Origin of the sequence: Bifidobacterium saimiriisciurei (assembly GCF_010667655.1) — a bacterium.
Classification (GTDB): Bacteria; Actinomycetota; Actinomycetes; order Actinomycetales; family Bifidobacteriaceae; genus Galliscardovia; species Galliscardovia saimiriisciurei.
In genome coordinates, this window is the sequence record NZ_WHZU01000021.1 from 19,076 (window position 1) to 31,984 (window position 12,909).

General features: G+C 65.1%; 10 protein-coding genes and 2 tRNA genes. 1 reads left to right on the forward strand and 11 read right to left on the reverse strand.

Features of this window, described 5'->3' with window-relative positions; all coding sequences use genetic code 11:
* Positions 1–4: 4 nt before the first annotated feature.
* From folP to GFD18_RS10210, 8 genes are all read right to left on the reverse strand, one after another.
* Complete coding sequence (gene folP / locus GFD18_RS10175) at positions 5–880, reverse strand: dihydropteroate synthase (RefSeq protein WP_163200174.1); 876 nt, start codon at positions 878–880, stop codon at positions 5–7.
* A 194-nt stretch (positions 881–1,074) separates the two neighbouring features.
* Positions 1,075–1,644, reverse strand: a complete 570-nt coding sequence (gene folE / locus GFD18_RS10180) for a GTP cyclohydrolase I FolE (RefSeq protein ID WP_100510017.1) — start codon at positions 1,642–1,644, stop codon at positions 1,075–1,077.
* Positions 1,644–3,761, reverse strand: coding sequence for an ATP-dependent zinc metalloprotease FtsH (gene ftsH, locus GFD18_RS10185; protein ID WP_100510018.1), 2,118 nt, complete (start codon positions 3,759–3,761; stop codon positions 1,644–1,646). The genes folE and ftsH overlap by 1 nt, the downstream gene beginning before the upstream one ends.
* Complete coding sequence (gene hpt, locus GFD18_RS10190; RefSeq protein WP_163200175.1) at positions 3,761–4,324, reverse strand: hypoxanthine phosphoribosyltransferase; 564 nt, start codon at positions 4,322–4,324, stop codon at positions 3,761–3,763. Before hpt ends, ftsH begins: the two co-directional genes overlap by 1 nt.
* Entirely contained in the window at positions 4,311–5,432 is a 1,122-nt protein-coding gene (gene tilS, locus GFD18_RS10195) for a tRNA lysidine(34) synthetase TilS (RefSeq protein WP_163200176.1), read from the reverse strand. Before tilS ends, hpt begins: the two co-directional genes overlap by 14 nt.
* A gap of 8 nt (positions 5,433–5,440) precedes the next feature.
* Positions 5,441–6,952 (reverse strand): D-alanyl-D-alanine carboxypeptidase/D-alanyl-D-alanine endopeptidase, encoded by a 1,512-nt coding sequence (dacB, locus tag GFD18_RS10200; protein WP_318644539.1) that lies wholly within the window; start codon positions 6,950–6,952, stop codon positions 5,441–5,443.
* 111 nt (positions 6,953–7,063) lie between these two features.
* Positions 7,064–8,290 carry a glycosyltransferase family 2 protein gene (locus GFD18_RS10205; protein ID WP_163200177.1) on the reverse strand — a complete coding sequence of 409 codons (1,227 nt, stop codon included), beginning with the start codon at positions 8,288–8,290 and terminating at the stop codon, positions 7,064–7,066.
* Positions 8,291–9,808, reverse strand: a complete 1,518-nt coding sequence (locus GFD18_RS10210) for an AI-2E family transporter (protein ID WP_163200178.1) — start codon at positions 9,806–9,808, stop codon at positions 8,291–8,293.
* A 134-nt stretch (positions 9,809–9,942) separates the two neighbouring features.
* Between GFD18_RS10210 and GFD18_RS10215 the strand changes: the two genes are divergently transcribed.
* The gene (locus tag GFD18_RS10215) at positions 9,943–10,866 is read left to right on the forward strand and encodes a glycosyltransferase (RefSeq protein ID WP_163200179.1); all 924 of its coding nucleotides are present in this window, start codon (positions 9,943–9,945) and stop codon (positions 10,864–10,866) included.
* 194 nt (positions 10,867–11,060) lie between these two features.
* Here the strand turns inward: GFD18_RS10215 and fucO are convergent, their stop codons facing one another.
* The 3 genes from fucO to GFD18_RS10230 all read right to left on the reverse strand — a co-directional run bounded on the left by fucO (position 11,061) and on the right by GFD18_RS10230 (position 12,907).
* Complete coding sequence (gene fucO / locus GFD18_RS10220; RefSeq protein ID WP_163200180.1) at positions 11,061–12,212, reverse strand: lactaldehyde reductase; 1,152 nt, start codon at positions 12,210–12,212, stop codon at positions 11,061–11,063.
* A gap of 500 nt (positions 12,213–12,712) precedes the next feature.
* Positions 12,713–12,788: transfer RNA gene (locus GFD18_RS10225), tRNA-Phe, on the reverse strand.
* A gap of 45 nt (positions 12,789–12,833) precedes the next feature.
* A tRNA-Asp gene (locus GFD18_RS10230) sits at positions 12,834–12,907 on the reverse strand.
* Positions 12,908–12,909 lie beyond the last annotated feature (2 nt).

Sequence of the window (12,909 nt, forward strand, 5' to 3'; positions counted from 1 at the left end):
CGTGTCAGTTGGCGTACTGCTTCCAGAGGGTCGCGGCGCGAACGGCGGCGATGGACCGGCGCACGTCGTGCACGCGCACGGCCCATGCGCCGTGTTCGGCGCACAGGGCCGACAGCGCGGCGGTGACGTTGTCCTTGTCGTCCATGGTCGGCTCCGCGATGCCGGCTTCGGCCAGCATGGCGCCGATGAACCGCTTGCGCGACTGGCCGATGAGCACCGGGTACCCGGTGGCCCTGAACGCGTCGAGGCCGGCGAGCAGCGGCAGGTTGTGTTCGATGCCGGGCTTGGAGAAGCCGAGGCCGGGATCGATGATGATGCGTTCGGGTTTGACGCCGGCGGCGACCACGTCGTCGACCTGTCGCATGAGTTCGTCGCGCACGTCGTTGAGGACCCCATGCTCGTAGTGCGAGGTGTCGGCGTCGGGTGCGGCGCCGCCGTGCGAGCCGGCGAGCCAGCCGCGCCAATGCTGCACGATGTACAGGCAGTCGTGGTCGGCGACGACGTGCGGCAGCTCCGTGTCGAGCCGGCCGCCGGAGACGTCGTTGATGATCTGCGCGCCTTCGTCGAGCGCAGCGGCGGCGACGGACGCGCGCGTGGTGTCGATGGAGAGCACGGCGCCGGGATGGGCGATGAGCGAGGTGACGGCGCCGGTGATGCGGGACAGCTCGTCCTCCTCGCTGACGCGCTTGGCACCGGGACGGGTGGATTCGGCGCCGATGTCGATGATGTCGGCTCCGTCGGCCATCATGTCGGCGCCGTGCCGGCGCGCCTTGGCGGGGTCGAGCCACAGGCCGCCGTCGGAGAACGAGTCCTCGGTGATGTTGAGCACGCCCATGACGAGCGTGCGGGATGAATCATGCAATGCGTTGAGATCGGTCAATGGTACTGACGCCCCTTCGGTGCTTTCTGGTGAATTGGCTTTGCGAATCTTTTCCGGGGATTCGTCTCGTAATGTGCAAAAGCTCCCCTTGCCGAACGTGCGAAGGGGAGCTTCGACTCCGTCGTGTCCGTTCCGACGCCGGGACATCCCGATATCGCGATGACGCGGTTCGGGTGTCTCGGCGTCCCGACGGCTCAGTGCTGGGAGAAGATGAGGCTCATGGCCTCGGCGCGGGTGGCGGGGTTCTTGAGCACGCCCCGCACCGCGGACGTGACCGTGCGGGCCTGCGATTTCTTGATGCCGCGCATCGACATGCACAGGTGCTCGCATTCGGTGACGACGATGACGCCGCGGGCGTCCACGTGCTCCATGAGCGCGTCGGCGATCTGCTGGGTGAGCCGCTCCTGCACCTGCGGGCGTCGGGCGTACACCTCGACAAGCCGGGCGAGCTTGCTCAGGCCGGTCACGCCCTCCTTGGAGGGGATGTAGCCGACGTGGGCCACGCCGTGGAACGGAAGCAGATGGTGTTCGCACACCGAATAGAGTTCGATGTCGCGTACGAGCACCATCTCCTCGGTGTCCACGCGGAACCGTGCGGAGAGCACGTCCTTCGGGTCCTGCTGGAGTCCGGCGAAGATCTCGCGCGAGGCGCGGGCGATGCGGTCCGGGGTGTCGAGCAGTCCCTCGCGGTCGGGGTCCTCGCCAATGGATTTCAGGTAGAGGCGCACGGCCTGGCGCACGCCTTCCTCGTCGTATGCTGCCATCAGGCGGTGGCTCCTCCGTTCTGGTTCGGCTGCTGGCCCTCCAGCGGCTGGTTCATGCTCTTCTGCAGCTTCTCCGGAATCGGCACGGGCGGCAGGTCGGAGTCGGGGCGGCGGTCGTTCGACAGCCACACCTCGCGCACCGGCGCCTTGCGTACCTTGGAGAAGATGGCGGCAAGCTCCTTCTCGTTCAGCGTCTCCTTGACGAGCAGCTGGCGGACGAGCTCGTCAAGCACGTCGCGGTTCTCGTTGATGATGTTCCATGCCTCGGTGTGCGCGGTCTCGACGAGCTTCAGGACCTCGTCGTCGATGATCTGCGCGGTGCGGTCGGAGTACTTGCGCGGGCTCAGGCCGTCCATCACCGTGGTCTGGTCGTCGTCGGACGCCCACTTGATGGCGCCGAGCTGCGAGGAGAAGCCGAACTCCACGACCATCTTGCGGGCGATGTTGGTCGCCTTCTCGATGTCGTTGGACGCGCCGGTGGTCGGGTCGTGGAACACGACCTCCTCGGCGGTGCGGCCGCCCATGGCGTAGGCCATCTGGTCGAGCAGCTCGTTGCGGGACTGCGAGTAGCGGTCCTGCGTGGGCATGACGGCGGTGTAGCCGAGGGCGCGGCCTCGCGGCAGAATCGTCACCTTGGTCACCGGGTCGGTGTTGTGCAGCGCGGCGGCGACGAGCGCGTGGCCGCCCTCGTGGTACGCGGTATTGCGCAGTTCGTCGAGCGCCATGCCGGTGGAACGGCGGCGCGGGCCGCTCATCACGCGGTCAATGGCCTCGTCGATGGCGCGGTTGTCGATGAGCTGGGCGCCGGCGCGGGCGCACAGCAGCGCGGCCTCGTTGAGCACGTTGGCCAGGTCGGCGCCGGTGAAGCCCGGCGTGCGCACGGCAATCATGTGCATGTCGACGTCCGGAACGAACGGCTTGCCCTTGGCGTGGACCTTGAGGATGGCCTCGCGGCCGGCAAGGTCGGGGGCCTCGACGGCCACCTGACGGTCGAATCGGCCCGGTCGCAGCAGGGCGGGGTCGAGCACGTCGGGACGGTTCGTCGCGGCGATGATGATGAGGTTGGTGTCGTTGTTGAAGCCGTCCATCTCGACGAGCAGCTGGTTGAGCGTCTGCTCGCGCTCGTCGTGGCCGCCGCCCATGCCGGAGCCGCGCTTGCGGCCGACGGCGTCGATCTCGTCGATGAAGATGATGGCCGGGGCGTTCTTCTTCGCCTCGTCGAACAGGTCGCGCACGCGGGAGGCGCCGAGGCCGACGAACATCTCGACGAAGTCGGAGCCGGCCATGGCGTAGAACGGCACGCCGGCCTCGCCGGCGATGGCGCGGGCCAGCAGCGTCTTACCGGTGCCGGGAGGACCATACAGCAGCACGCCGCGCGGGATGCGGGCGCCCAGCGCCTTGTACTTCGACGGGTCCTTGAGGAAGTCCTTGATCTCCTCGACCTCCTGCAGCGCCTCGTCCTCGCCGGCCACGTCGGCGAACTTGGTGTCGGGGGTCTCGCCCTCGAGCAGCTTGGCGCTCTTCTTGCCGCCCATGCCGAACATGCCGCCGGCACCGCCCTGCATGCGGCTCATGAGCCACCAGAACAGCGCGAAGATGATGATGAACGGCAGCAGCGACGTGAGCAGGTACGTCAGGATGCTGGTCTGCGGCACGGTGGAGGTCCAGCCCTTGGAAAGGTCGGCCTTCTGCACGGCCTGCGAGATCTGACCGCCCTGCGCGAACACGTAGTAGAACTGAACGTTCTTGCCGTAGTTGCGGTCCTTGCCGGTGTCGGGGTCCTTCTTGTGGAAGTCCTCCTTGAGCTCCAGCTTCACCGTCTGCTTGCTCTCGGTGATCTCGGCGTAGTTGGCGGCGCCGTCCTTGAGCAGCTCGAGGCCGTCCTGCGTGTTGATGGTCTGCGTGCCGCCCATCGAGAACATCTGGAATCCGGTGATGGCCAGCAGCACCAGCAGCGTCACCCAGATCCACGGGGACTGCCAGAACGGACGGGGGCCCTGCTGGCCCTGGCGTCCGTTGCCGCCCTTGTTGCCCTTGTTCCTGTCGTCACGCCGGCCCCCGCCGGGATTCGTGAACGGGTTGCCGTTATCGTTACGATTCGGCCCTGGGAAGCTCATTATTGTTGCTCTCCTTGGTAAACCTTGGGTGCCAGCACCGCGATCGAATCGAGGTTCCGGTACCGTTCGTCATAATCCAGACCAAATCCCACCACGAATTTATCCGGAATCTCGTACCCCTTGTATTTCACATCAATGTGGACCTCATGTCGCGCGGGTTTCTCCAACAGGGCAAAAACCTCCACCGAGGCGGCACCGCGACGCTTGAGTTCCTTGATGAGCCAGTCGAGCGTGATACCGGAATCGATGATGTCCTCGACGATCAGCACATGACGACCCCTCACATCCGTCGAAAGGTCCTGCCTGACGGTGATCTTGCCCGATGAGACCGTGCCCGAGCCATAGCTGGAAAGGCTCATGAAATCCATGGTCACGGGAATGCTCAGGGCCTGGGAGAACGCCGCCAGCGTATTGACGGCCCCCTTCAGCACGGCGATCAGCAGCGGATCCTTGCCGGCATAGTCACGATCCACCTGTGCGGCCACTTCTCGAATCTTGGCATCGATCTGCTCTTTGCTGACGAGCTCCTCAGCGATGTCGTCTTGGATATCAGCGATTTTCATGCACTCTATCATGGCACACGAGAATGACGTGACCCTGACGACATGCTGAATATGCGCTGGAAAGACGCACCCCGCCCTGACCATGCCAATTCACGACCAACGCGTCGACGGCGTCGACGTGCCGCGAGGACGCGCCGGCGCCCGCATGCGCGAGCGCACGGGCGATCACGCGGCCTCGGATGGCCGGATGCTCGCCGCCCAGCGCCGCGGCATCGATGCGCGCGGCGACCGTCGGCGAGTCCGACGCAGAATCCAACGACGAATCCTCGGCATGGCGTACGACCCGTTCGTATACCGATCGCGCCTGCTCGTCGATGTAGGCCTTGTCACGCTGGGCGAAGCCGGCGCTGCGGCTCAGATGCTCCACGAGATCGGTGTCGGTCAGGTGTGCGAGGTACGGCAGCAGGGCGTGCCGCACGCGCGAGCGCAGCGGCAGGTCCGTGGAGAGTCCGCCCTCGTCGGCGGCGTCGCCGTTCGTGGGGTCGTCCCACCATTCGATGCCCCGCGTCTCGCAGATCTCGGTGGTCTGCCGGCGGGTCAGGTCGAGGAACGGACGGACGAAGAGCACGCCGCCGCGGTCGATGGCCCTGGGCATGCCGGCGAGCGCGTCGAGGCCGACGGTGCGCAGCAGTCCGAGCAGCACGGTTTCGGCCTGGTCGTCGCGGGTGTGGGCGAGCAGCATGGCGGCCGCCCGACGTTCGGCGGCCGTTTCGATGAGCGCATCGTATCGTGCCGATCGGGCGTCGGCCTCGGTGCCGGCGCCGGTGGAGGGCACCACCACGCGTCGTACGATCACGGGGTCCATGCCGAAGCCGCGGCATCGGTCGGCGGCTTCGTCCGCGACGGCGGACGAGCCGGCGACCAGTCCGTGGTCGACGATGACGGCGCCGCATCGCACGCCGAGGGTTCCGCATACGGTGGTGGCGATGGATGCAAGGGCGAGGGAATCACGGCCGCCCGAGCACGCCACCAATACCAGCGGCGCGTCCGGCGACGGCTCGTGCCTGCCGTGTTCGCGCATGACGGATGACTGTCGGGCGATGCCGATGTCGGCGAGACACCGCCGTACGTCGCCGATTGCCTGTCGGATGGTCGGAGTGTATGCCATGTCGGGGATCAGAGCTCCGGAAGCTTGCCTACGAGGGTGTCGACCGCGGTCATCGCCTCCCACATGTTGGCGGGCTTGTTCACGATGATGGAGAAGGTGAGCACGCCGCCCTTGGTGCGCGAGACGTTGCCGGTCATGGAGGTCACGTCGCCGAGGGTTCCGGTCTTGAGCCGGATGAGCCCGTCGGAGGAACCCGGCAGCTGGCGGTGCAGCGCCGTGCCGGAGAGGCCGCTGACGGCGAGGCCTTCGATGGCGGGGGCGTATTCGTCGTCGCCCGACGCGTATTTCGCCTGCACCTGCATGAGCGCGGTGACGGTGAGCTTCGATCCGGAGGACAGGCCGGAGCAGTCGGCGATGACGATGCCATTGGTGTCGATGCCGGCCTTGTCGAGCGCGGCCTTCACCGCGGTCGCGGCGCCTTCGGGCGAGTTCTCCTCGCCGGCCTTGAGCGCGGTGAGGCGGCCGAACAGCTCGGCTTCGGTGTTGTCGGAGTTCTTGAGCATGAAGGACATGATCTCGTTCAATGGCGCGGAGCTCACCGAGGCGATGGGGCTGCCGGAGTCGGGCGCCTCGCCCTGGCTGACGGAACCGCCGACCTTGATGCCCTGCTTGCCGAGCTGTTTGGCGAATTCGGAGGCCACGCGGGCCGCGCCGTCGGCGAAGCGGGTCGGATACGCGGACTCCACGTCGGGATTGCTCGGCTTGGTCGTGCCGCTCCAGTTGCGGGCCTCGTCGATGGCCATCGACGACATCGGAGCCGCATAGAGCATGTCGTTGCCGCCGTTGTTGCTGGAGATGGTGTCGGGGAATCGTTTCGTGCCGAAGAGCGAGTCGTCGTAGGCGACCGACACCGCACTGACGCCCTTGGCCTTGAGCGTGGCGGCGGTACGCTGCGCCAGCGTGGTCACGCCGGCCCGTCCGTTCACATGCGAGGCGTCGTTGGCTCCGGAGCCGAGCAGCATGTCGCCGTTGCCCTTGAGCACGATGCGCACGCTGCCGTCGCCCTGTTCGGCGCCGCCGTCGGCCAGATACACCTCGGTGTCGAGTGTGGACGACATGTCGAGCGTGCTGGACGCGGCGAACGCCGTCATCGTCTTCATGGTCGAGGCGGGTTCGCGCGGCGTGCTCTGGTTGCGCTGCACAACGGGGTTGCCCTGCGCGTCGGCGATGACCAGCGAATAGTCGTTGCCGACCCCCTTCGTCTTGGCGAAGGCGTCGACGAGCGACCTGGCCTTCGATGCGTCGATGCTCGGCCCCTCACCGAGCTTGCCGACCATCGGCTTTGATGCGACCACGCTCGTCGCCTGCGGGAATTCGACGGTCCGGACGGGTTCGACGGTCAGCGGTCCGGGGACGATGTCGAACGCGTCGGCGGCCACATACCCCATGCCGAGCACGAGCGTGATCACCGCGCTTGCCGCCACGACGCGCTTGCGCTGCGCGATCATGCGCTTGCGGGCGCGTAACGCACGACGGGACTCCCCCGAAACGTTCCTCTGGTCGGATGCCACTGCGGTCACGGGTTCTGCCTCATTTCGTCCATTGCGTTCACACGGGCGCACGGCCCCTCACGGACCGCGCGCGAATCCTTCAACAGCTTACCGCCATCCTTGCCGCCGGTCCTGCCGACGTCAGCGGCCGCGATGCTCGATGGGCTTCCAGCCCGGCTTGGAGAACATGGCCTGGAAGGAGATCGGGATGTAGCTCAGCAGGTAGATGGGGAAGCTCAGGCAGTAGGCCACGAGCTCCTTGTTCGTCGCGTCGATCTTGTCGCGCTCGGCGATGCAGGTGATGGCCGCGAGCAGCATCATGCCCAGCACGGAGGCCACGCCGCCGACGATCCAGAAGTTCATGGAGTCGAGCTGGCTCTGCAACGAGACGAAGCCCAGCGCGATGAATACGCCGGCGAGCACGGTGCGAATCACCGACAGCGCGGTGAACGGACAGATCAGCAGCGTCAGGTCCACGCAGGAGAAGTCGCGCTCCTTGATGGCACGGCGCACGAGGGCGGGACCGTAGTAGCGGAACACCTGCAGGAAGCCGCGCGACCAGCGCAGGCGCTGCCTCCAGCTCTGCTTGAACGTCACCGGCTGCTCGTCGTACAGGATGGCGGTGCCGCAGTAGCCGATGCGGTCGCCGTGCAGGATCGAGTCCATGGTGAATTCGAGGTCCTCGGTGAGCAGATGGAACTTCCAGCCGCTGTTGCGTTCCATGATCTCGCGGGAGAACATGAATCCGGTGCCGCCCACGTGGCAGCTGGAGCCGAAGATCATGCGCGAGCTGTTGAGGAATCGCGATTCGCGCACGAACCACAGCGCCGAGCCGGACGACACCCAGTTGTCGTCGAAGTTCACGGAGTTTCGGAAGCTGGTGAGGATGCGGAAGCCCGACTGGAACGCGTTGTTCATCTGCGCGAAGTATTCCTTGTCGAGCTTGTTGTCGGCGTCGAACACGAAGAACGCGTCATACCGCTTGCTGGCGCCGGAGTCGATCATGTGGTTGAGCAGGAACGTGAGCGCATAGCCCTTGCCGATCTGCGTCTGGTCGAAGCGTTCGATCACATGGCAGCCCTTGCTGCGCGCCAGTCCGGCCGTGTCGTCGGTGCAGTTGTCGGCCACCATCCAGATGTCGATAAGCTCGCTCGGATACGACTGGTTGTGGATGCAGTCGATGAGGTTGCCGACGACGTTCTGCTCGTTTCGCGCGGAGATCAGCACGGCGTAGCGCTTGTTCCGCGGCGCCTCGGGGAACTTCTGCGGCTTGGCCACGAACGACGCCAGCACGCACACCACCTGGTAGATCATGCCGACGGTTCCCAGCACGCCCAGCAGTACGTCGATGAAGGCAAGCAAGGCCATCTAGCGCCACTCCTCCCTGGCGCTGCGGCCGGTGTCGGAGCCGGCGGCGCCATCATTGTCCATATCATCGTTGTCCGTATCACGCCCCGAGCCATCGACGTCGGGGCCGGCGTCCGGATTGAGGTCCGGCTTGCCGTCGGGTCGTTCATTCGCCCTACCAGATGATACGGCATTCTTCGGAATCGCCACGGTGCGCGAATCATCGAGCTCCTCGCTCGTGGCATAGGTCTCCAGGCGGTTGTGCGCGTATTCGAGTTCGCGGCTCACCGCGGCGTCGTGCACACGCACGCGTGCGCTCGACCCCTTGGCCGCACGCGGCATATGGTCGCTCACCGGCTTGACCACATGCTCGTTGAACGCCTCCACGCTCTTGACCATCGGCGACTTCTTCACCGGCGTCGGGTCGGCGAGCAGCGGCGAGTCGATGAGCTCGTAGCGCTTGGTGTACGCCTTGAACACGGCCTGGAAGCTCGCGGCCAGCGGCAGCGCGAGGAACGCGCCGAGCGCGCCGAACACGGAGCCGAACGCCAGCACGGCGAGGAAGGCGATGGCCGGGTTGAGGTCCATGGTGCGCTGCGAGATCGCCGGCGAGAGGATGAGGTTCTCGATCTGCTGGTACACGACGATGTAGATGAGCACGAACAGCGCGTACTTGATGCCGTTGGTGCCCCACGCGGAGACGACCGGCAGCGCGCCGCCGATGTACGTGCCCACGGTGGGGATGAACTGCGATATCAGTCCGCAGAAGATGGACAGCGGCAACCAGTACGGGATATCGAGGCTCATCATGAAGACGGACATGCATACGCTGGAGATCGCCGCCAGGATGATGCGGCTGTACAGGAAGTTCGAGATCTGGTCCTGCACGACGGTCCATACCACGAGGAAGCGCTCCTGACTTTTCGGCGCTATCCACTGGCACAGGCTCCGGCGCATGGCGGGGAACGCCGCGGAGATGTAGTACGTCACCAGCATGACGGTCATGATGCCGAGCAGCGCGTTGAGCAGCGAGAACGTGGTGCTGAGCGCGCGGTTGGCGAAATCGGTGACGGTGCTGGTCTGGATGCTTTTGAATATCTCCATGCCGAACGATTCCAGATCGAGTTTCGTATGGAACTGCCGTTCGACGACGTCGACGATCTGCGAATACAGTCCCGGCAGGCTCTTGACCATGCCGATCAGCTGCTGCACGAACATGTTGCCGAACAGCGTGAGCAGCCCCGCGAGGATGACGACCAGCGAGACCAGCGTGACGCCCGAGGCCACGCCGCGGCGCCAGCCGTGGCTGACGAGCCATCGCACCACCGGCTCGACCGCCAACGCGATGAACATGGAGATGACGACATAGAGGACTATCGAGCGGATCTTGTCCCACGTGTTCCACACGAAGATCGAGGCGAACACGGCGATGGCCGCATACAGCAGGCCCCTGCCGTACCATTCGGGGGGTCGCCGCGGATCGCCCTTGTCGGGAAACACCGCCGCGAGATCGAAACGTTCATCCTGCCGTTCACTCATAGACGCCATTATTCCCACGAGAGATGACAATGGCATCGCGGCCGGCGAACAGGTCCATGCGTCCATGCGGAGGACATGCGGGGGAACCGAACGCCGACGGTGTTCGAATCCTCGGCCCCGCGTATGGTGGAAGTGTGCTTACCGTTTCGATTGTGATTCCGGCATGGAATGAAGAAGAGCGAATCGCCGACTGCCTGCTCAACGCCACACGGCAGACCGTGCGACCCCATGAAGTGATCGTGGTCAACAACCGATCCACCGACAACACGGCCGACATCGTCCGGCAGTTCATCAAGGACCATCCCGACGACAACGTCATCCTGCTCGACCAGAACGACGAACAGGGGTTGATCCCGACCCGCAACTACGGCCTCAACCACGCGACCGGCGATATCCTCGGCCGGTTCGACGCCGACTGCATGATCAAGCCCGACTGGGTGGAGGTCGTCTCCGGCATCTTCACCGAGGACCCATCCGCCATGGGCGCGACCGGCCCGGTCATGTACTACGACATGCCGTCGCGCCGGTTCGGCCTCAAGGGCGACAACTCCATCCGCAAGCGCATCTACCGCGCCGACGGCGGCCAGCCGCTGCTGTTCGGCTCGAACATGGCGGTGCGCGCCAGCGCATGGCGTCAGATCGCCGACGAGGTGTGCCGGGACAAGGCCGACGTGATGCATGAGGACATCGACGTGTCGCTGCACCTGATCGGCAAGGGGCTCAAGACCGTCTACTCGCCCCGCATGATCGCCGGCATGAGCGCGCGCCGCATGGATACGTCGCTGAGCTCGTTCCGCAACTACATGCGACGTTTCAAGAACACCTTCGACGCGCATCCGCAGCATTGGCGCAAGCACAAGCCGGAGATCCTGTTCACGGCCATGTACCCGGTGATGCATATGTTCTATCCCGTGTGGCAGAAGGTGCTGAACACGGCCGACATCAATCCGGCCGAGGCCGCATGGATCAACGAGCAGATGGAGCTTGCCGAGAAGGAGGGGCGCGAGCTCTACGACGAGACCCCCACCGACGAGGAATACGACGAGAAGCACGAGTAGCGCTCCGCCCCCATCCGATGAACGAGGCGTCATCGCGAAGCGATGACGAGGGAAGGGAAAAGAAGCGGCCGCAGGTCGCGGGAAACGGAATCGGCTTTCGGCCGGTACGATGTTCCCTCGGTCTGCGGCCGCCGTCGCTTCTCCGGTCAGTCTTCGGCTGACGGCCCCCTCGTCAGAGGGGGCCTATGACTGAATCACATGAGGCTCTTGTAGATGGCGAGGATGTCCTCCTCGGTGGCCTTGCGCGGGTTGCCCGGGGTGCACACGTCGTTGAACGCGTCGTGGGCCAGCGGCTCGAGGTCGGCCTCGGTGGCGCCCACCTCGGAGATGGTCGTCGGGTTCTTCAGGTCCACGGTCAGCTTGTGGACGGCGGCCACGGCGGCGTCGCGCACCGACTCGAGGTCGGCCGTATACGCGTCGGCGACGCCGAACGCGTCGGCGATGTCACGGAACTTCTCGCCCGTGTAGTCCTTGTTGTACTCCATGACCGGGGCCAGCAGGATGCCGTTGGCCACACCGTGGGCCACGCCCAGGCGGCCGCCCAGCGGATGGGCCATGCCGTGCACCAGGCCGAGGCCGACGTTGGAGTACGCCATGCCGGTGATGTAGGACGCGTAGGCCATCTGCTCGCCGGCCGGCACGTCGCCGTCGGCGCTCTTGGCGAGGTTCTTCGCGATCATGCGGATGGTCTGCATGCTCAGGCAGTCCGACAGGCTCCAGGCGCCCGGGGTGATGAAGCCCTCGATGGCGTGCGTCAGGGCGTCCAAGCCCGTGGCGACCTTCAGGCCGCGCGGCATGGAGTCGGTCAGGTCGGGGTCGACGAACGCGACGATCGGGATGTCGTGCGGGTCGACGGCCACGAACTTGCGCTTGTTCTTCGTGTCGGTGATCACGTAGTTGATGGTGGTCTCCGAGGCGGTGCCGGCGGTGGTGGGCACGCCGAAGATCGGCACGGACGGGTTCTTCGTGTCGGCCACGCCCTCGAGGGAGAGCACGTCGCCGAACTCGGGGTTCGCGGTGATGATGCCGATGCCCTTGCAGGTGTCCTGCGGGGAGCCGCCGCCCAGGCCGATGAGGAAGTCGGCGCCGGAGGCCTTGAAGCGCAGCACGCCGTCCTGGATGCACTCGACCGGCGGGTTCGGCTTGACGTTGTCGAACACCTCGTACGGCAGGCCGGCCGCGTCGAGCACGTCGGTGACCTTCTTCGCGGTGCCGGTCTCAAGCAGCACCGGATCGGTGACGATGAACGCCTTCTTGAAGCCGTGCTTCTTCGCGACCTCGGGAATCTCCTTGATGGCGCCACGGCCGAAGTATGCCGTCTGGTTGAAAATCATCCTGTAGACCATGAGACGTTCTCCTTTGACTTACCGTCTGTATATTCAGTCTGTGTATTCAGTCAGGCAACCCCGTCATGGCGTTGCCAACGTTTTTATCGTACCGCCACCTGGAGCGAAAACCCGTGAGCGCTCCCAAAATATTATAAAGAATCCCTATATATGGGACATACTGCAATCGATGACATTTTTAGGCGGCGATATCCCACATATCGTTCGCCCACAATGAATCCCGTCCCACATCGTGACGCCCCCATATTCCTCGCCCCATCGTCGCGACGACGCCATCGGACACTGTTGCCGGATTTTGCCTCGGCAGCCGCCTCCATCACGCTCGAACATACCGCATCGGCGCGTCGCGGCGGGCTCGGCGAGCAATCGAACCCGAAACGGTCCAATGGACGACAGGACGGCGATATGCGCGGCGCATGGGGACGTATGGGATGCGTCGGCATGCGCGGTTCGCGATATGGAAAATCCCCGGTCGGGCTTTGCCCGCCGGGGATTCCGGGTGGTGGCTCCGAACGGCGTCGATCCGTTGACCTAGCGATTTTCAGTCGCTCGCTCTACCAACTGAGCTACAGAGCCATGAATAATGTAAAACCCGGCCAAACCGGGTTCCAATCATTCAAGCGACTCCGACCGGACTTGAACCGGCGACCTCCGCCGTGACAGGGCGGCGCTCTAACCAACTGAGCTACGGAGCCAT